Origin of the sequence: Halorubrum aquaticum, assembly GCF_900113615.1 — an archaeon.
Lineage (GTDB): Archaea > Halobacteriota > Halobacteria > Halobacteriales > Haloferacaceae > Halorubrum > Halorubrum aquaticum.
Genome location: NZ_FOPZ01000001.1, coordinates 114,992 through 134,023, shown reverse-complemented (window position 1 = coordinate 134,023; position 19,032 = coordinate 114,992). Strand labels below are relative to the sequence as shown.

Annotated in this window: 19 protein-coding genes; 5 read left to right on the top strand and 14 right to left on the bottom strand. The window is 69.0% G+C overall.

Annotated elements, in window-relative coordinates:
• Positions 1 to 65 precede the first annotated feature (65 nt).
• Positions 66 to 1,301, bottom strand: a complete 1,236-nt coding sequence (locus F3H10_RS00655; protein ID WP_149782931.1) for a M20 family metallopeptidase — start codon at positions 1,299 to 1,301, stop codon at positions 66 to 68.
• 474 nt (positions 1,302 to 1,775) lie between these two features.
• Positions 1,776 to 2,270: a type IV pilin gene (locus tag F3H10_RS00650; protein ID WP_149782930.1), complete on the bottom strand. Its 495-nt coding sequence runs from the start codon at positions 2,268 to 2,270 to the stop codon at positions 1,776 to 1,778.
• 235 nt (positions 2,271 to 2,505) lie between these two features.
• On the opposite strand from F3H10_RS00650, the gene F3H10_RS00645 reads away from it, so the two are divergent.
• The gene (locus F3H10_RS00645) at positions 2,506 to 2,937 is read left to right on the top strand and encodes a universal stress protein (RefSeq protein WP_149782929.1); all 432 of its coding nucleotides are present in this window, start codon (positions 2,506 to 2,508) and stop codon (positions 2,935 to 2,937) included.
• 19 nt (positions 2,938 to 2,956) lie between these two features.
• On the opposite strand, the gene F3H10_RS00640 is transcribed toward F3H10_RS00645, so the two are convergent.
• The 9 genes from F3H10_RS00640 to gcvT all read right to left on the bottom strand — a co-directional run bounded on the left by F3H10_RS00640 (position 2,957) and on the right by gcvT (position 13,674).
• Entirely contained in the window at positions 2,957 to 3,589 is a 633-nt protein-coding gene (locus tag F3H10_RS00640; protein WP_149782928.1) for a DJ-1/PfpI family protein, read from the bottom strand.
• A 208-nt stretch (positions 3,590 to 3,797) separates the two neighbouring features.
• On the bottom strand, positions 3,798 to 4,301 hold the full coding sequence (locus tag F3H10_RS00635; protein WP_149782927.1) for a winged helix-turn-helix transcriptional regulator: 504 nt from the start codon (positions 4,299 to 4,301) through the stop codon (positions 3,798 to 3,800).
• A gap of 88 nt (positions 4,302 to 4,389) precedes the next feature.
• The gene (purF, locus tag F3H10_RS00630) at positions 4,390 to 5,889 is read right to left on the bottom strand and encodes an amidophosphoribosyltransferase (protein ID WP_149782926.1); all 1,500 of its coding nucleotides are present in this window, start codon (positions 5,887 to 5,889) and stop codon (positions 4,390 to 4,392) included.
• Between the two features lie 141 nt (positions 5,890 to 6,030).
• On the bottom strand, positions 6,031 to 6,414 hold the full coding sequence (locus tag F3H10_RS00625; RefSeq protein ID WP_149782925.1) for a DUF5820 family protein: 384 nt from the start codon (positions 6,412 to 6,414) through the stop codon (positions 6,031 to 6,033).
• 52 nt (positions 6,415 to 6,466) lie between these two features.
• Complete coding sequence (gene rqcH / locus F3H10_RS00620) at positions 6,467 to 8,650, bottom strand: ribosome rescue protein RqcH (protein ID WP_149782924.1); 2,184 nt, start codon at positions 8,648 to 8,650, stop codon at positions 6,467 to 6,469.
• A 96-nt stretch (positions 8,651 to 8,746) separates the two neighbouring features.
• Positions 8,747 to 9,607, bottom strand: coding sequence for a CPBP family intramembrane glutamic endopeptidase (locus tag F3H10_RS00615; RefSeq protein ID WP_149782923.1), 861 nt, complete (start codon positions 9,605 to 9,607; stop codon positions 8,747 to 8,749).
• Positions 9,600 to 10,652 carry a DUF7544 domain-containing protein gene (locus F3H10_RS00610; RefSeq protein ID WP_149782922.1) on the bottom strand — a complete coding sequence of 351 codons (1,053 nt, stop codon included), beginning with the start codon at positions 10,650 to 10,652 and terminating at the stop codon, positions 9,600 to 9,602. The genes F3H10_RS00615 and F3H10_RS00610 overlap by 8 nt, the downstream gene beginning before the upstream one ends.
• A 52-nt stretch (positions 10,653 to 10,704) precedes the next feature.
• Positions 10,705 to 12,438, bottom strand: coding sequence for a tRNA uridine(34) 5-carboxymethylaminomethyl modification radical SAM/GNAT enzyme Elp3 (locus F3H10_RS00605; RefSeq protein WP_149782921.1), 1,734 nt, complete (start codon positions 12,436 to 12,438; stop codon positions 10,705 to 10,707).
• A gap of 60 nt (positions 12,439 to 12,498) precedes the next feature.
• The gene (gene gcvT / locus F3H10_RS00600; protein WP_149782920.1) at positions 12,499 to 13,674 is read right to left on the bottom strand and encodes a glycine cleavage system aminomethyltransferase GcvT; all 1,176 of its coding nucleotides are present in this window, start codon (positions 13,672 to 13,674) and stop codon (positions 12,499 to 12,501) included.
• Between the two features lie 125 nt (positions 13,675 to 13,799).
• Here gcvT and F3H10_RS00595 point away from each other — a divergent pair, with 125 nt between their 5' ends.
• Positions 13,800 to 14,492 carry a S26 family signal peptidase gene (locus tag F3H10_RS00595; RefSeq protein ID WP_149782919.1) on the top strand — a complete coding sequence of 231 codons (693 nt, stop codon included), beginning with the start codon at positions 13,800 to 13,802 and terminating at the stop codon, positions 14,490 to 14,492.
• 37 nt (positions 14,493 to 14,529) lie between these two features.
• On the opposite strand, the gene F3H10_RS00585 is transcribed toward F3H10_RS00595, so the two are convergent.
• The 3 genes from F3H10_RS00585 to F3H10_RS00575 form a co-directional block, all read right to left on the bottom strand.
• Positions 14,530 to 15,144 (bottom strand): NYN domain-containing protein, encoded by a 615-nt coding sequence (locus F3H10_RS00585; protein ID WP_223174152.1) that lies wholly within the window; start codon positions 15,142 to 15,144, stop codon positions 14,530 to 14,532.
• 73 nt (positions 15,145 to 15,217) lie between these two features.
• Positions 15,218 to 15,844 (bottom strand): ferritin family protein, encoded by a 627-nt coding sequence (locus tag F3H10_RS00580; protein ID WP_149782918.1) that lies wholly within the window; start codon positions 15,842 to 15,844, stop codon positions 15,218 to 15,220.
• Between the two features lie 211 nt (positions 15,845 to 16,055).
• Positions 16,056 to 16,925, bottom strand: coding sequence for a sulfurtransferase (locus F3H10_RS00575; protein ID WP_149782917.1), 870 nt, complete (start codon positions 16,923 to 16,925; stop codon positions 16,056 to 16,058).
• A 153-nt stretch (positions 16,926 to 17,078) separates the two neighbouring features.
• Here F3H10_RS00575 and F3H10_RS00570 point away from each other — a divergent pair, with 153 nt between their 5' ends.
• The 3 genes from F3H10_RS00570 to F3H10_RS00560 all read left to right on the top strand — a co-directional run bounded on the left by F3H10_RS00570 (position 17,079) and on the right by F3H10_RS00560 (position 18,971).
• Complete coding sequence (locus F3H10_RS00570; protein ID WP_149782916.1) at positions 17,079 to 17,936, top strand: sulfurtransferase; 858 nt, start codon at positions 17,079 to 17,081, stop codon at positions 17,934 to 17,936.
• A gap of 121 nt (positions 17,937 to 18,057) precedes the next feature.
• Positions 18,058 to 18,510: a hypothetical protein gene (locus F3H10_RS00565; protein WP_149782915.1), complete on the top strand. Its 453-nt coding sequence runs from the start codon at positions 18,058 to 18,060 to the stop codon at positions 18,508 to 18,510.
• Positions 18,511 to 18,683: 173 nt separating this feature from the next.
• The gene (locus F3H10_RS00560) at positions 18,684 to 18,971 is read left to right on the top strand and encodes an amphi-Trp domain-containing protein (protein WP_149782914.1); all 288 of its coding nucleotides are present in this window, start codon (positions 18,684 to 18,686) and stop codon (positions 18,969 to 18,971) included.
• The last annotated feature ends 61 nt before the right edge of the window (positions 18,972 to 19,032 follow it).

The window sequence follows — 19,032 nt, the reverse complement described above, 5'->3', positions numbered from 1 at the left end:
ACGGGCCTAAACGAGGCCGGCACCCCTCCAGCGGTCGAAGCGCCGTGACTCCCGGTGACGACGGTTCAGACCCCGTCGCCTGCGATGTCGCGAACGCTCGCGGCGACGACGACGGCGGCGTCACGCAGTTGGTCGAGCGCGAGGTTCTCGTCCGGACCGTGGACGTTCGAGTCGCGGCCGCCGGGGCCGAACTTGACCGCCTTCGTCCCGCCGGCGTGGAAGTGGCCGGCGTCGGAGCCGCCGCGGGTGCCGCGCACGGGGACGTCGCCGATCACCCGCTCCGCGTTCGCCGCGACCGCGCGGACGTGTGGGTCCTCGGGGTCCGACAGGAACGGCTTCGTCCGGCTCAACGCGGTCACCGTCGCCGACGTGCCTGCCGGGAGGTCCGCGTCGGCGACGACGTCGCGGACCTCGCGCTCCGCGGCCGCGGCGTCGTGGTCCGGCGGCACCCGGCGGTCGACCGTGAACGAGCAGGTCGGCGGGACGACGTTGGTCGCATCGCCGCCCTCGATCGTCGAGGGCGTACACGTCGCGCTCCCGACGCCCGGGACCTCGCTGTCGCGGGCCGCGAGGTCGTCGCCGTGCGCGTCGAGGCGTTCGACGAGCCGCGCGGCCGCGACGACCGCGTTGGCGCCCTCCTCCGGCTCGAGGCCGGCGTGCGCGGACGCGCCCTCGACGTCGACCCGGAGCGTGAGCACGCCCGAGGAGGCGTACTCGACCGCGTAGGTGCTTCCCTCGACGATCGCGTAGTCGGCCTCGAGCGCGCCGCTCTCGACGACGTGGCCCGCGCCCGCCTCCCCGCCGGTCTCCTCGTCCGCCGTCAGCGCCAGCACGAGCGTGGCGTCCTCGGGGAGGAGCCCGGTCTCCTCCAGCGCGCGCGCCGCCAGCGTGTAGGCGGCGATGCGGCCCTTCGAGTCGCGCGCGCCGCGGCCGTAGAGCCGGCCGTCCTCGACGGTGCCGCCGAAGGGCTCGTGCGTCCAGTTCGACTCCTCGACCGGGACCGTGTCGACGTGCGCGTTGAGCGCGATCGTCGGGCCGTCGCCGCGGGTCGCGTACGCGAGGACGTTCGGCCGCGGGTGCGGGAGTCCGAGTTCCTCCACGAGCGCCGCGGGTGCCCGCTCGACCTCGACGTCCCAGCCGTACTCCTCGTACTGCGCCACCAGCAGGTCGACGATCGCGGCGTAGTCGCCCGGCGGGTTGACGCTCGGCGTGCGAACCATCTCCTGGAGAAACTCGACCGTCTCGTCCTCGAGGTCCGCGACCGTCTCGCCTATCGTCTCGAGTTCCGCGTCGGAGGCCATGCCACCGGCTCCCACTCGCCGAAGGTAAACCTACGGCTCGCGTCCGAGGCTGCCGGCTTTGGACGAAACGAACCATCGAAAAGGAGATCAGTAGTTCGGGCTGTGGCGTCGCCGGCGGCGGAGCCGCCGGCTGCCAGAGGCGCGTAGCGCCTCGCTGCGCCGGTGAGCGCCCGGAGGGCGCGAACAGCGAGGGACCGAAGGTCCCTCTGACAGCCGGACGTAGTCCGGCGACCGCCCGCGAGGCTGGGGAGGTATGAGGCGCGGTGCGGCCGCGGCTGGGTGGGACTCAAAGGGGCAGTCGCGAGGACGAAGACGCGCGACGTAAGGACCGCAGCGAAGGAGCGATAGCGACTGAGCGAGGACCACAACGAGCACATCGAGTCCTCGCGACTGGGGCTTTGGACGTGTTCACCGTGTCACGAAAAGCGCATCCTCGCTCGTAGTCAAAAATCGTCCGCCGCGGAAAGCGAGTGATTAGTTGAACGTGATGCCGCTTGCTCCGGTATCAAGTCCATCAATACCCGAAACTTCGATCGTCCTGTCAGCGAGGATCGATTCGCTCGGCTGGTGGATGATCCGGATTCGGAGATCATGGGTGGTTCCTGAGTTGTCACTCACTTCAAACTCTCCGGATTCAGTGTCTCCAACTGTAAATCGGTCAGAGAATTCACCCGATGTAGAGACCTCGTCACCATTTTCATCGGTGACGATGATCTCGAGCGTCTCCGAATCGATCGGGTCGCCGCCGCCGTGCTCGATGGTGACGTTCTTTAGGGTGACATCAGAACGATCCTCAACACTCACGTCTAACTGCGTCGTCGGTTGATTGTCGCCGAGCGAGTCGCCGAGTCCGAGAACGAACGTGCCGATCACGGCCGCGAGGATGACCGTAATTGCGACCATGAGGATGACTCCGATGACGGGGCTGACCGCGCGGTCGTCCGAATCGAACGGGTTTGGTACGTACATGATTAGGTCCGCCGTCGATCGACCGAGAGCGTTCGGTCGCCGGACCGCCGAACGCGGCCGGACGACGCGTTCTCACGATCGATCGTCGGTTACGAGAAGACACGTTCGGCGCGTACAAGTACTTAATGACATCTTTCTCGTTTTTGGAACTTGAAACGACGCACGCGGGCGGGTGGAGCCGCGACCCGCTCGAGTATCGACAGCGTATTTACGTGACGAACGCGTCGGTGACGACATGACTCTGGTCGTGGTGCCGGTCCGGTACCCCCTGACTGCCCACTCGGAGGCGACGGTCCGGGAGGGCGTCCGCGTCGCCGAGGAGCGCGACGCCGAGCTCACGGTCCTCCACGTCGACCTGTATCAGAACAGCGGCGGCGTCTCGCGAAGCGAACTCAAACGCGCCGTCGAGGGTCGGATCGGCCGGATCGACCGCGCCCGGTTCGTCGTCCGACGCGGCTTCCTCGTCGAGGAGACCATCCTCGAGGAGATCGTCGCCGAGGACGCCGACGTCGTCGTCATCGGCTCGAAGCAGGCGGGTCGCTGGCGGCGCATGGTCCAGAAGCTGCTCTCCGACCCCGACATCGACACCTACCTCCGCGACCAGCTCGACTGTACGGTGATCACGGTCGACGGCTCCGGCGGCGTCGTCTCGAGCGTCGACGGGTGACCCTCGCTCCGTCACTCCGTCAGTCGCGACCGGCCACCTCGTACCGCCGCTCGTACTCGATCACGGTCGCGACCCGGTCGGCGATCTCCTCGCCGAACTCCAGTTCGACGACGTAGAGCGCCAGATCGAGCCCGGAGGTGACCCCGCCCGCGGTCAGGAGGTCGCCGTCGTCGACGACGCGGGCGTCGACCACGTTCGCGCCCGACTCGCGCAACTCGTCGACCGCGCCGGCATGGGTGACCGCCCGGCGACCGTCCGTGATCCCCGACTCCGCGAGCAGCATCGACCCGGTACAGACGCTCGCGATCCGCGTCCCCGCGTCGTGGTGGTCGGCGAGCGCGGCCGGGATCGCCCCGCGGTTCGCCTCCGCCCACGCGCTCGCGGTCTCGTCGCGCGCGTTCCACCCCCCGCCCGGAACGACGAGCAGGTCGGGGGCGTCGTCGTCGTCCGGTGCGGGGAGCACGCCGTCGACGCCGACCCGGGTCCCGTGGCTCGCGGTCACCGTCTCGCGCTCCTCGAGGGTGACGTAGCGGACGCGACCGCTCTCGCGAGCTCCCTCCGCGGCGTACTCGAGCGCGTAGTCGAACACCTCGTACGGGCCGATCCCGTCGAGTTCGTCGAAGCCGTCGTACAGCAGCACGTCGATCTTCATACGGACGGAAGGCCGCCGTCGACCATGTGCGTTCCCCCTCCGGCAGTCGCGTACTCGCCCGCCTCCAGACGCTCAGTCCCCGGAGAACCGGCCGAAACCACCGAACCGGCCGAACTGATCGAATCGGCCGAAACCACCGAACCGACCGAGACTGCCGGACCGACCGAGCCGACCGAAACGCGACGGGCGGGAGGAGGGCCGTCCCGACTCACTCGAAGAGGCTGTCGACGGTCCGGACGAACCGGTCGACGAGCCGATCGGGCAGCGACGGCGAGACGGCGTCGAGCAGCTCGGCGGTCCGCTCGGGGCGGGCCAGCTCGACGGTCATGGGACGGTCCGCGGACTTCTCGATCGTTCCGGCGTCGACGAGGTTCGAGACGTGCCACGCGATCGTGCTCCGTGCGAGGTCGAGGTCCGAGGCGAGCGTCGTCGGCCGGGTCGGCCCCTCCGCGTGGAGCCGGAGGAGGATCCCGCGGGCGGTCTCCCGCCGGAGGAACGCGATCGCCCGACGCTCCCAGGGGTCGAACGTCGGATCGAAGTAGTGGGCGCGCCCGGCGACGCGCTCGACGGCTACCTCGTCGTCGCGGACGAGCCGCCGGAGGTGGTACTGCGCCTGCCCCGTGGCGATGTCGAGGTCGCGGCCCACCCGGTTGAAGTGGACGCCGGGCGTCTCTCGAACGTGGCGACGCACCCGCGTTCTGGTGTCCGGCATGGTCCTCGGCGAGGCTACCGGACCGCCGCGTAAAAACCGCTCGTGCGTTCTCCCTCGGCGGGAGGAGAACGCGGACGATCGACGGGACTCAGTCGTCGGCCGCCGGCGCGTCCGTCGACGGGCTCTCGACCGGTCTGTCGGTCGCCTCGCCCTCGACGTCGAAGGGGTACTCGCCGGTCACACACCCGAGACAGAGGTCCGCACGGCTCGAGTCGAGCGCCTCCGCGACCGCGTCGATCGAGAGGTACGAGAGCGAGTCGGCCTCGATCCGGTCGCGGATCTCCTCGGTCGACTTGTCGGAGGCGATGAGTTCCTCGCGGGTCGCCATGTCGATCCCGAAGTAACACGGGGCGACGATGGGCGGCGCGCCGATCCGGAGGTGGACCTCCTCGGCACCCGCCTCGCGGACCAACTCGACGAGCTGCGTCGAGGTCGTCCCGCGGACGATGGAGTCGTCGATGATGGTGACCGACTTCCCCTCGACGGTCGAGCGGATCGGGTTGAGCTTCAGCCTGACGGCGCGCTCGCGCTCGTCCTGCGTCGGCATGATGAACGTCCGCCCGACGTACCGGTTCTTCATCAGTCCCTCCGCGAACTCGATCACGTCGTCACCCTCGGGACGGGGGTCGCCGTCGGCGGTCGTCTCGGCGGCCGCGTCGGCGTACCCGGAGGCGAACGCCCGCCCGGAGTCGGGGACGGGCATCACCACGTCCGACTCGACGCCGGACTCCTCCCACAGCTTCCGACCGAGCTCGCGGCGCACCTCGTAGACGAGCTCGTCGTCGATCACGGAGTCGGGCCGCGCGAAGTAGACGTGCTCGAAGAAGCAGTGGGCCGTCGAGTCGGCATCGACGAGCTGGTAGGTGTCGTAGCCGGAGCCGTCCGGCTCCAGGACGACCAGCTCTCCCGGGCGAACGTCGCGGACCAGCTCCCCGTCGAGGGTGTCGATGGCGGCCGACTCGCTCGCGAGCACGTAGCCGTCGTCGAGCTCGCCGAGACACAGCGGGCGGTTCCCCATCGGGTCGCGCACGCCGAGGACGGTGTCGTCGTGCGTGATGGCCAGCGAGTAGGAGCCGTGGATCCGGTTCATCGTGTGTTTGACCGCGCGGACGAGGTCCTCCTCGAGTAAGTTCCGCGCGAGGTCGTGTGCGATGACCTCCGTGTCGCCGTCGGAGGTGAACGCGTGGCCGGCCGCGGCCAACTCCTCGCGCACCTCGTCCGCGTTCACGAGGTTCCCGTTGTGTGAGAGCCCAAGCGACCCCGACTTGAACGACACCGAGAAGGGCTGCGCACAGCTCTTGTCGAGGCTCCCGGCAGTCGGGTACCGGACGTGGCCGATCCCGGTCGAGCCGGCCAGCGACTCCAGGTCGCCCGGCTTGAAGGCGTCGCCGACGAGCCCGCGCTCGACGTGGCTGTGTTGCTGGAAGCCGTCGTGCGTGACGATCCCCGCGGACTCCTGGCCGCGGTGTTGGAGCGCGTACAGCGCGTAGTATAACGGCCGCGCGGCGTCTCTCCCCGCGAGCGAGACGCCGACGACGCCGCACTTCTCTCGCGGCTCGTCGACGGCGTGGTCCCCACCGGCGTTCATGTACGCGACCGTGGGGCGGGAATCGATAAAAACCCTCGTGTTCGTGGTTTTCGACCCCCCAGAGGGGACACGGAATATACATACATATGGATCAGCTCTCGTGAAACGACCGACCGATCGAATCGCCCGGCCGCGGGCGGATCACTCCCCGTCGACGAGGTCGTCCAACCGCTCGAAGTACGCCTCGCGGGGGACCTGATAGGCCCCGCGGTAGTCCACGTCGCCGGCGGCGAACCGCTCGGCGACGTCGACGGCGGCGTCCGCGCCGGCCTCGCGACTCCCGTGCGTCTCGGTGACCGCCTCGATCTCGGGTTCCAGGAAGAGGACGACGTGCCACTCGTCGGTCGCGTACTGGCCCGATCCCGGCCGGGCGTTCCGTGCGCCGTTGGTCAGGTAGATCGTCGGCAGGCACTCGGCGGGGACCTCGTCGCCGTCGAAGACGTCCGGGCGGTAGACGAGGATGGCCCGGCCGCTCGGCTCCTCGTTCCACACCCGCCAGCCGTCGGGCAGCGCCTCGAAGCTCATGGATCCCCTCGGAGTGCGGGCCTTGAAAACGTCGCGCTCGCTCGCCGGCGGATCAGTCCAGGATCTCCGAGCCGCCCGGTGGCAGGAACTCCTGAAGCTGGTCCGCGCTCGCGACCTTCCGCACGAACGACTGGTCGGCGAACCGTTCCTTCAGTCGGCGATACACCATCATCGCGGCGTCGTTCTGCGCGTACATCCCCGGTTCCAGCGTGACGCGGGCGGCCGCCCGGTCCGCGATCGCCGACGGCGGCCCCCCGATCGCCCGGGTGACGGGCTCGCACTGGACGCCGACGGCGACCCGGCAGGCCACGTCCTCGAAGTAGGTGCGGTCGCCGCGGATCACGAAGCTCCCCTTCTCGATGTACTCGCCGCTCTCCGGCGTCTTCGACACCTGGTCGGGTTCGACCATGTACGCGTCGCCCGCGCCGCGGCCGTCCTTCCAGTCCGAGGAGTACGAGACCGCGAACTGCGCGGCCTCCCGCAGCGTCTCCTCGGAGAAGTCCACGGGGTCCGCCGACTCGGAGGGGCCCGCCGCCTTCAGGAGCGTCACCGGGCCGCCGTGTGCCTGCGTGTGGAAGAAGCGGTCGTGTTTTCCCATGTACTTCTTGACGAGCTCCTCGTTCTGGTCGGCGTTGCGCCCGCCGATGACGAGGTATCCCGTCGAGGTGTGGAACCACCGGAACCGCTCGTACCAGTCGTCGGGGCTCCGGATCGGGATCGACGAGCGCGAGAGCCAGTCGACCTCGTACTCCTCGTCGTCGCCGTCGCTTCCCCCGTCCTCGCCCGCCGGTCCGCCGTCGTCCTCGTCTGCCGCCTCCCACTCGGCCTTCCGCTCCTCGACCGCCTCCAGCTCCCTCCGGGTCGACTCGATCGCCTCCTCGGCTCCCGCCTTCTTCTCCTCGATCCGCTTCGCCTCCCGGTAGAGCCGGTCGGCGTTCACCTCGACCCCGTCGTCGGCGTCGAGCTCGACATCGAGGTCGTTCTCTCCGAGCTCGACCGTGACCGTCCCCTCGCTCTCGTCGACGTCGACGACCGCCTCCGCGGCCGCGATCCCGCGTTCCGCGCCCGCCGCGAGGGTCTCCTCGATCTCCTCCCACGAGGTGTCGTTCTCGCGGGCCTCCCGGATCGTCGAGAGCACCTCGTCGACGAGGTCGTAGTGGGCGTAGACGAGCTCCGCGCGCTCGCGCTCCGTCTCCGCCTGCTCCTCGAACCCCTCGATCGCGCCGCGCTGCTGTTCGATGATCCGCTCCTGTTTGGCGATCTCCTCCTCGAAGTCCGGCCGGGACGCCGAGGCGTCGGCGGGGGCGTCGGCCTCCTCCGCGTCGTCGCGCGCCAGCCGATAGAAGTACTCGTCGACGGCGGCGTTGAAGGAGTCGAACCCGACGCTCGGGAGTCCCTCGCGTTCCGACAGCGGGAACGGCGTGACGTCGACGACGGGTCGGTCTCCCGGCTCCGCGTCCGCGTCGTCGAGCTCCGAGTCCTCGAGCGGCTCCTCGTAGACGCGCGGATCGATGTCGCCGGAGCGGAGCCGTTCGGCGATGCGCTCGAGCGCCCCGTGGATCGCCCGATAGGTGTCCTCGTCCGCCTCGTCGATCGGGGTCTCCTTCTCGACGCCCGCGCGGGTACACACCTCCTCGGCGTAGAGCCCGCCGAGGTTGAGTTGGGTTGCGAGCGTCCGGACCACGTCGGTGTCGGACTCGTCCATGTGGCGGGCGAACGCGTCGAAGCTCACGTCGAGGGGGTTGAGCCGGGATGCCGGGTACTCGTACTGCGCGCCGGGCGCGACGGTACGGGACTTGAGCCGGACCGTCGAGAGCGATCCGACGACCTCGCCGGTCTCGTCGAGCGCGGCCACGTTGCCCTGGCCGAACAGCTCCGCGACGAGCGTCGTGTTCTCGTCCTCGCGCTCGAACTCGAAGGTGAGGATCCGGTCGAACTCGTACTGGGTGACGCCCGCGAAGTCCGCGCCCGACAGGCGGTTCCGCAGCATCTTCGCGAAGTTCGGCGGCCGGCCGGGCGCGTCGGCGACGTGTTCGGGGTCCGCGGCGTGCGCGCGCTTCACGTCGCCGACCTCGATCATGAGCTCGACGCGGCCGTGGTCGAAGTCGCGCAGCTTCAGCCGGAGCAGATCGTCGTCGTAGAGGTACGCCTTGTCGACCTTCGCGCCCTCGTACCGGCCGAGCTCGGTGACGAGCGCGCTCAGGTCGATGCTCGATAGCTCCCGCTTCGGGTCCATACGGGCCCCACACGCGGGTCGGGAAAAGGCGTGTCGTTGTGCGGGCGGATGGAACGGGTCGGACGGAAACGGACCGTCGACGCGGGCGAGCAACGGCTACAGCAACCGGATCGTGACCGCGCTGACGACGAGGAGGGCGACGTGGAAGGCGGCGTGTGCGACCATCGCGGTCTCGAGCGACCGCCGCCAGAACAGCCACCCGAGCGCGACCCCGACGATCGCGTTCAACAGGACGGTTCGAACGACCAGCGCGGTCGTGAGCCCGAACGAGGACGCCAGCGCCGGGAGGTGGCCGAGACCGAAGACGACCGCGCTCGCGACGATCGCGACCCACGTCGTCGTCTCCGAGGGCGTCTCGGCCCCGGCCCCAGCGCCGGCCCCGGTTCCGTCGCCGACCGCCGCCCGCACCCGCCACAGGACGAACGCGATCGGGGCCATGAGGCCCCATCGGAGCAGGATCTCCTCCGTGACCCCGCCGTAGAGGAGCCGAACCGGGATCGACGGCGTGAGCGCGTCGAGGCCGTCGGCGCCGGCGACGACCTCGCCGGCCGGCAGCCGGACGAACGGAGCGAACGCGACGTCGAGGACGGCGACGACGGCGAACAGCGACGCGCCCGTCACGACCGCGATCGGGATCGACCGCCGGAGGGCCGTCCAGTCCGGGGTTCCGCCCGACGCCCACGCGAAGACGTGGGACGTGAGGCCGACCCGCGGCGCGGCCGCCGAACCGAGGGCCGTGAAAACGACCAACAGCAGGGTCGAGTTCACGGCCGCGAGGAGCACGAGTGCCGGGAACGACAGGGAGGCGAGTTCCGGGATCTCCCGGAGGCTCGGGGCGGCGTCGACCGCGACCGCGACGACGCCGAGGGCTCCGAACGCGAACAGCGCCGCCGCACCGCGGGCGGACGCCCGCCACCCTCGCGGCCGATCGGTCGTCGTTCGAGGACCGTCAGCCATCGTCCTCGGGCGATCCCTCGTCGCGAACGGCTGCTCGGGCGTTTCCGTCCTCCGTCTCCCGCCACTCGGAGACGAGGTCGAACGACTCCTCGACGTCGCCGAGGACGAGGAGCGCGTAGTACCGGAGGTACGTCACGACCGGGACCTGCGCGAGCACCCAGACGGCGAGCATGAGCAGACCGAACACGACGACGAGTCCGACGAGGGCGACGAACCCGACCGTCGAGGAGAACGAGACGGAGAAGTGGACGATCCCGGCGACGACGACGAACGGGACGGCGAGCAGGACCGCGACCAACCCCACCGCGATGGACGCGACCAGCCCGACGACGACCGTCAACAGAAAGGAGATCACGGCGTACGCGAGATACTGCTTCCACGCGGCCCGTATCGATCCCCAGAGCCGCCGCCACGCCGCGAGAACGCCCGAGTCGAACCGGATCATGAGGGGAACGACGAGGGTGGTCGTGAACCCCGAGACCAGCCCGTAGACGACGCCGACGACGAACAGGACCGGGATCCCGACGAGGAACGCCACGAACGGGACCGCGAGGTCGCGTCCGGTGAGAAGCGGGACGAAGAGCAGTGCGAGCCAGCCGAGGACCAGCGCGAGCATCGGGAGCCCGATCGCGACCCGGAAGCCGAACAGCCGGAGCCCCTGCCGCCATCGACGACGCCAGCGGCGTCGGATCGACACCTCGCCGGTCCGGAGCGACTCGATCAGGACGAACTCCATGACCGCGCCGACGAACGCGAACAGCGCACCGAGGAGGACGGCCGCGCCGACGAGCACGGCGACGACCAGCAGGGGATCGGCAGGAAGGATTCCCGAAAAGGCGCTCTGGAACGAATCCGGAAGCTCGCTCACGGGGACCTCCTCCGACGGCGTGGAGGCGTTGAACTGTGCCGACGGGAGGCTCACGCCGCCCCCGACGAAGAAGGCGATAACGGCGAGTTTCAGCCAGCGCCGAACCTCGATCGGGGTCAGGAACTCCCGGGTGACGCCGAACGCACGTTCGATGTCTTCGACTGCGTGGAGGGCCATGCCGGAGCGATCGCCGAGCACCGAGTTATCCCTTCCGGTGGGTCAGCGCGGTTCAGAGGCGCTTCGAGACGTACGGACCGTCCTGGTGGTACCCCAGCTTGTTCCGGTAGTACTCGCGCGCGCCGATCCCCGAGATGACGGCGACCTTCCGGTAGCCCGCCTCGCGGGCGAGCTCCTCGGCGCGCTCGATGAGCTTCCGGCCGTATCCCTGATGCTGCCAGTCGCCGTCGCCGCCGATGGCGACCTCGCTGCCGTACACGTGGAGCTCGCGAACGAGGGCCGCGTCCTCGAGTTCGCGGCGGATCGCGTCGTCCTCGGTGCCCGGCGCGCCGGGCTGGTCCGGCGCGAACGAGGGGAACCGAAGGCGACAGAACCCGACCAGCAGGTCTCGGACGGGGTCCTCGAACGAGATGAAGTGCTCCGTCCCGCCGCCCGCCTCGTAGGTCGTCACGTCGAGTTCGACGTCGTCGGGATCGGGGTCGGCGTCGTTGTGGCCCACCTCTCGCGCGCGGATGTCCCGCTGGACGATCCCCTTCTCCTCCGCCCGCCGGTCGGCGAGCTGCCGGAGGTTCGACTTCCAGACGCCCCCCTCGATGAAGTCCGCCGGGATGTCGCGCTGGACGCGCTGGAGCCGGGTGTACTTCGGGATGACGTCCATGACCTCCGCCACGATATCGGCGGCCTCCTCGTTCGAGAGCGGCTCGAACTCGTCCCGCTTCCACCGGTCGTAGACGCGGGTCCCCCCGACGACGAGCGTGGGGTAGATCTTGAGATAGTCGGGCCGCCAGTCCGGGTTCTCGAACAGCTGGCGGAAGTCCTCGAGACACATCTCCCTCGTCATCCCCGGCTGGCCCGGCATCATGTGGAAGCCGACCTTGAACGCGGCGTCCCGGAGGCGGCGGTTGGCGTTGCGGGAGGCCTCGTTGCCGTGGCCGCGATGCATCTCGCGGTTGATCCGCTCGTAGGTGGTCTGGACGCCCACCTCCACCTTGGTGCCGCCCAGATCGAGCATCCGGTCGATCTGTTCGGGGTCACACCAGTCGGGCTTCGTCTCGAAGGTGGTCCCGATGTTGCGGATCTCGTTCGTCTCGTTCTCGGCGATCACGTCCTCGAGGTACGCGAACTCGGTCTCCTCGGGGTCGGGCGCGAACGACTCTCCCTCGGCGGGCTCGGGCTCCTTCTCGAGGTCGTAGTCGTTCATCGCCTGAAGTGCGCGCTTCACGAACCACTCCTGGTAGTCGTGTGACCGGGCGGTCATCGTCCCGCCCATCAGGATGAGCTCCACCTTGTCGACCGGGTGGCCGATCTTCCGGAGCTGTTCGAGCCGCAGGGTAACCTGTCCGTACGGGTCGTAGTCGTTCTGCTCGCCGCGGGCCGCGGCGGGCTCGTGGCCCGTGTACGACTGCGCCGAGGAGAACTCCGAGGCCGGGCCGCCGGGACAGTAGAGACACTTCCCGTGGGGACACAGTTTCGGCGAGGTCATGATCGCCACGGGGGAGACCCCGGAGGCGGTCCGGACGGGCTTGCGGCGGACCACCTCGATCACGTCGTCTCTGGCCTCGCTCGGGGCGTGGTCGAGTATCTCGGTGTTCTTCGGCACCTTCGGCGAGGAGAACTCGGAGCAGGCGTCGAGCTTGGCGGACTCGAGGTTCTCGCGGTCCACCTCGCCCGCGAGGATCCGGTCGACGAGGTGCTCGCAGGCGTCCGCGAACGCCTCGGGCTCGGCGTCGGAGCCGGCCTCCGATCCGGACCCGGACTCCGCGTCGCTCGGCGCGTCGGTACTCATTACCCCCAGTTCGGCGGGTTCGAGGGTTAAGCGTGTCGGGCCGGAGCGGCCCCCTCCTTCTCAGCGGTCGAGGAAGGGCGGCGCGACGACCTCGGCGCGCTTCTCGTCGCCGCGGACGACGACGCTCACCTCGGTTCCGGGCTCGGCGTGCTCCGCGTGGAGGTAGCCCAGCCCGATCGGCTCGCCGAGCGTCGGGCTCATCGTGCCCGAGGTGAGGTGGCCGATCCGGGTCAGGTCCCCGTCGGTGACGGCGTATCCGTTGCGGGGCACGCCGCGCTCAAGGAGCTTGATCCCGGTGAACGTCTCGTCCGGTCCCCCCTCCTCCTGCCGGGCCGCCAGCGCGTCGCGGCCGACGAACTCGGTGTCGAGGTCGACGACGAACCCGATCCCGGCCTCATAGGGGGTCCTCGGCTCCTCCTCGGGGTCGAAGTCCTGGCCCGACAGCAGGAATCCCATCTCCATCCGGAGGGTGTCGCGCGCGCCGAGCCCGCACGGCTGGACGTCGAACGCCGACCAGACCGCCTCGGCGTCGGCCGCGGGACACATCACCTCGAAGCCGTCCTCCCCGGTGTAGCCGGTGCGCGCGACCCAGCTCGCGACGCCGCCGGTCGTCGCAAGCGTTGCCTGGAACTTCGACAGTCCCGTGACCGATTCGGGGGAGGCGGCCGCAGCCTCCATCGCGTCGACCGCCTCCGGCCCCTGGATCGCGAACATCGCCCAGTCCGCCGTCGCGTTCGCGACCGCCGCGTCGAAATCGTGCTCGTCGCGGTAGTCGACCCAGCGGTCCATTGCCTCCTCGTCGTGGCCCGCGTTGGGGACGAGGAGGTACGCAGGGTCGCCGCTCGTCGCGTCCAGGTCACCGTCGGCCTCCTCGTCGAGGTCCGACAGCGACGCGGTCGCGGACCCGGCCTCGATCCCGTCGGGGAGCCGATAGACGACCGTGTCATCGAGCATGACCCCCTCCTCGTTCGTGACCGCGGCGTACTGGGAGTCGCCCGGATCGAGCGCCGTCACGTCGTTCGTCGTCAACCGGTCCATCAGGGTCGTCGCGTCGGGACCCGACACCTCGATCTCGCCCATGTGGGAGACGTCGAACGCGCCGACGCCCTCGCGGACCGCCGCGTGCTCCTCGCGGATCGAGTCGAACTCGACGGGCATCTGCCACCCGCCGAAGTCGGTGAACGTCGCGCCGCGCGTCTCGTGAACGCCGTGGAGCGGAGGAGTCCGTTCGCTCATACCGGCACCACTCCGGGGCGTACCTAATGTCTTGTCATCGGAGAGGTCCGGCGTCCGACCGCTCGCCGACGGCTCGCCGTTTCATCGGCGACAGCCTCAAGTCCGATCCAGCCCCGATACGACACGTGATTCGCCGTCCGAGAGAGCGGTTCGGGCCCGCCGCCGCCGTCCTCGTCGTCGCCCTCCTCCTCGTGACGGTCGTCGGGACGTGGCCCCCGCTCGTCGCCGTGGAGAGCGGGAGCATGGAGCCCTCCGTCGAGCGGGGCGACCTCGTCGTCGTGACGGCGGTCGACCGGTTCCCGTGGGGCGATCCCGTCGGCAGCGACGCGACGAACCCGCCGACGCGACTGGACGGGGCCGGCGACGTCGTCGTCTACACGTCCCCGGTCGATCCGCGCCGACCGATCCTCCACCGGGTCGCGTTCCGCGTGACCGCCGGCGAGGACTGGACCGATCGGGCCGACCCGGACCTCCTCGAGGGAGCCGACTGTACCGACATCGCGACGTGTCCGGCTCCCTACGACGGCTACGTGACCTACGGCGACGCGAACGGCGAGTACGACCAGACCGCCGGGATCGCGCCGATCGTCCACGAGGAACTCGTCCACGCCAAGGCGCTGTTCTCGATCCCCTATCTCGGGTTCCTCCAGCTCGGCGTCGACGCGGCGATCGCGCGGTTCGGAGTCGTGCCGGCCGGCGTCGGGATCGTCGCCACCGTCTCGCTCGTCAGCGGGACCGGCGCGTTCCTGGTCGGCCGTGTCCGCGAGGGCTGGCGCACCCGGAACGACCGGAAGGGCGGGCGCCGGCCGCCTCGGTAGCGAGCGCGGCCGGTTCGGGACCGTCGAAGCCGATCACCTACTCCGCGTCGCCGGAATCGCCGGCATCACCGCCACCAACGCCGCCGTTCCCGTTTCCCTCGGGACCCTCGGTTCCCTCCGGATCCCCGTTTCCCTCTCGACCCTCCGTTCTCTCCGGGTCGCCCGATCCGTCGCCGCCCGCCGTCTCCGACAGGTCCCCGTCGAGCGTCACCGAATCGCTGGCGGCGTTGCGGAGGGCGTCCGACCGGCCGAACTCCCCGGGCGCGATCGCCAGCGTCCGGATGCCGTACCCGTTGGCCGTCTCGAGTACGGGCTTGAAGTCGGTGTCCCGCGAGGCGATGGCGAGCGTCTCCATCCGCTCCTCGGCCGCGAAGCGGGCGGCGTCGACCGCGAGCTTCACGTCCACGTCGCCGCTCGTCACGACGACCTCGAATCCGCGCGCCTCCGCCGCCTGGATCAGTCCGGGCGTGGCGTGTTCGTCCAGGTAGAGCCGGGTCGTCACGAGCTGTCCCTCCGCCTCCGCCGCCTCGCGGACGTCGTCGAGGTCGACGTCGAACTCCTCGCGCAACACGTTCGGTCCGTCGACGAACAGCGCGACGCCGACGCGCTCCGAGCCGCCACGTTCCGCGTCGCCCCGACTGCTGGTCTCCATGGACTCCCTCGGCGGCCGCCGGAAAAAGGCGTGCTGATCCGCGGTCGCCCCGATGGCCCGGTATCGCCCGCCGTCAACAGACCGGCTTCGGGTTGACGCCCATCGACTCGAGGCCGTCGGTGTACTCCTCGTAGGCCGCACCGATCGCGCCGCCCGCGGCCTCGCGGGCGCGCTCCCACGCTTCCTCGTCGTCGCCACATTCGGCCGCGAGGAGGTCGCCCGCTCGTTCGAGTTGCGCGTCGAGGTCGTCGCCCATCGAGCGGAACAGCCCCGCGGTCTGCGGGTCCGCGTTGCCGACGAAGAAGCCCGTCACCTGCGTCTTCGACTTCTCCGCGGCGAGCGTCCGGCCGACGAACCCGCCGAGCCGTTCGACGGTGTCATCGAGCCCGCGGAGGTACGACTGGATCGCGGGGACCTCGCCCGGCTCGTGGGCGTCGAGCTCGCCGGCGACCGTGTCGTAGTGGCCTCGCTCCTCGCGGGCCGTCTCCGCGAACGCCTCGGCGACGTCGCCGTCCTCGCTCTCCGCCCACGACTCGTACGTCTCGGCGGCGTGGTGCTCGGCGGTCGCCGCGGCGGTCAGTACCGCCTCCGGCTCCATCTCCCCCGCGGTGTCCGCGAACAGCGACTTCGACGAACCGAGCCGCGAGAGCGCGGTCTCGTTGTCGTCGCGAACGGCCTCGATGAACTCCTCTGGATCCATGTCCCGGGATAGCGGTGGAGAGTAGTTGTATGCGGCGGTCGGCGTCGAAAGGGTCCGCGTGTGTTCGCCTCGCTCTCTCGGCCTCGCCCTGCTCCGCGGGTCGCTATGCTCCCCGCTTCGCTACGAGAGCGCGTTGCTCACTCAGCCTCGCCCTTCTCACGGGTCGCTTTGCTCCCCGTTCGATCTTCCGAAGTCCACTCCTTCGCTGCGCTCAGTCGTCGACTTCGCCCTTCTCTATCGGCGCGCCGACCAAGTTACCCCACTCGGTCCACGACCCGTCGTAGTTGACGGTGTCGTCGTAGCCGAGCAGCTCGTGGAGCGCGAACCACGCGACCGAGGAGCGCTCGCCGATCCGGCAGTAGGCGACGGTCGTCTCGTCGCCGTCGATGCCGTACTCGGAGTAGATGTCCGCGAGCTCCTCGGCGGTCTTGAACGTCCCGTCGTCGTTCGTGACGACGGACCAGGAGACGTTCTGCGCGCCGGGGATGTGGCCGCCGCGCTGGGCCGTCTCGTTGAGTCCGGGCGGGGCGAGGACCTCGCCGCTGAACTCCTCGGGCGAGCGGACGTCGACGAGCGGGAGCCCGCGGTCGATCGCGTTCTCCACGTCCTCGCGGTACGCGCGGATGGACTCGCGCGGACCGGACGCCTCGTACTCGACCGCGGAGTACTCGGGGACCTCATCGGTCGTCGGGTAGTCGTTCTCGAGCCAGTACTCGCGGCCGCCGTCGAGCAGCTTCACGTCGTCGTGGCCGTAGTACTTGAACTGCCAGTAGGTGTACGCCGCGAACCAGTTGGCGTTGTCGCCGTACAGCACGACCGTCGAGTCCTCGGTGACGCCGTTGTCGCCGAGCAGCGCCTCGAAGTCCTCCTTCTCGAGGATGTCGCGGGTGGTCTGGTCCTGGAGGTCGGTCTCCCAGTTGAAGCCGATCCCCCCGGGGGCGTGGCTCTCGTCGTACGCCTCGGTGTCGACGTCGACCTCCACCAGGCGGAGGTCGGGGTCGTCGCTCTCGAACTCGTCGAGTCGCTCCTCGACCCAGTCGGCCGAGACGAGCACGTCGTTCGCGTAATCGGAATCGCTCATTACGGCCATCCGTACGGACGGGACACGTATATCCCCCACCGTCACGGCACGCTCGGCCGCTCCTCGCCGATCCCGGCAACATCTACTGGTTGGCGAGGCGAAACGATCCGTCCGGAAGGGAGGGGTTAAGCCGACGGCTCCGAACGACGAGACATGAACGACCGGATCGTCGACGTGGAGTGGGTGGCAGAGCGACTCGACGCCCCGGACGTCGTCGTGGTCGACGTGCGAGACGCCTGGGAGTACGAGGGGATCGGCCACGTCCCCGGCGCGGTCAACGTCCCGTTCGACACGTTCCGGGCCGACGAACACGGCGCGGCCGAGGCCGGCATGCTCCCCGGCGCGGACGCCTTCGCCGAGATCGCCGAGTCGGCCGGGATCGCCCCCGACGACGAGATCGTCGCCTACGACGACACCCACGGCGTCTTCGCGGCGCGCTTTCTCGTCACCGCCGAACTGTACGGCCACGACCCCGCGAGGCTCCACCTCCTCGACGGCGACTACTCCGTCTGGAACCGCTCGCAGCCGACGACGACCGACGAACCCGGGACACCCGCTGCGGCCGACGATGCGTCCTCCGAACCCTATCCCGCCGCGTTCCGCGCCGACGGCCCGCTCATCGACCGCGAGGCGATGGCGGCCGCGGTCGACGACCCCGACGCGACGATCGTCGACACCCGCGAGGAGTGGGAGTACGAGGAGGGCCACATCTCCGGCGCAGTCCGGCTGGACTGGCGCGAGCTCGTCGACGCCGACGCCCGGACGGTCCGACCCGAGGCGGAACTGCGGGAGCTGTTGGCGGAACGCGGGATCGACCCCGACGACCGGGTCGTACTCTACTGCAACACGGCGCGCCGCATCAGCCACACCTACACCGTCCTCCGCGCGCTCGACTACCCGGAGATCGCCTTCTACGAGGGGAGCCTGACCGAGTGGGAGCGGGAGGGGGGACGACTGGAGACCGGCGATTCGGAGCCGGGCGACGGCGAGACGGACGGGAACGACTCGTGAGACCGGTCCCATATCACACGGTTTCGATCGCTCAGTACGGATCGGATCCAGTTCGTCCGATGGGGTAAAAACCGATTTAACCCATCAAACGGTCTTAGTACACTCCACGTGACCGACTGCCGTGTCCGATCAGGTCCCACGTGGAGTCCTCGCTCTCTCGATAGCTGCCGGCGTCTGTTGGATCGTTCGGCTACTACGCCGTCAGATCTGGGAGATCGTCGAGTCATTGGGTGGTGTTGAACGCCTCATCGTCGGGCTGTTCATGGTCGTCGGAATCGATCACTCCGGTGAGGTCCTCGTCACCGTTCTCGTTTTCCGTCTGCTCTGGATGGTTCTTCGTGACGACCGTCCGTTCGGCCGGTTGGAACGAGGAGTTCAGGTCGCCGTCCTCGCCGGGTTAGCGTTCCTGATCTCGACGCCGTTTACCTCCAGTCTGTTCTACTTCGTCGTCCCGCAACCGGACTCCAGGACGATAACCGTCATACTACACGCCGGTCGCAACGCCTCCGTTGCTCTTCTCATTGGAAGCGTTATCCTCCCACGAATCACCTCCGAACTCTCGTCTCCCTCGTGATATCCGAACGATACGCCGATTCAGCTCCGTTGAAATCCTCAACAGGAGATAGGTATCAGTAGCCGTGCTGAGTACAACGCGCATAGTCAGCATTCCGGACTACCGATTAGAGGCAATTGCCAATGGTCAGCACAGAGGAGTCACTTATGAGTACAGGCAACGTATCGTACGTCATGCCTGAAGAAGTCCTGTTCAAATCGGAAAGCAACCAGAGTCGAGAAGAGATCGCAGCATACCTTCGGAAAGTCGCGGATAATCTCGACAGCGGAAACGCTATCAGCCTGAAAGCAGGCTCCGAGTCTGTCACACTGAATCCTCCTGCCCGACCGACCTTCGAGGTCAAAGCTGAACGCGAAGGCCCGGCTGGCAATATGACTGAGCGAAGTATCGAGTTCGAACTCGAATGGGACGAGAATGACGGCGAGGAGAGTGGCGGAAGTGGTCAGTTAGAAATCGAGTAGCCACTCCGCAGATCTTTTTGACCGGCTGACTCATCGCAGGGGACCCGAAGCAAACAGAACC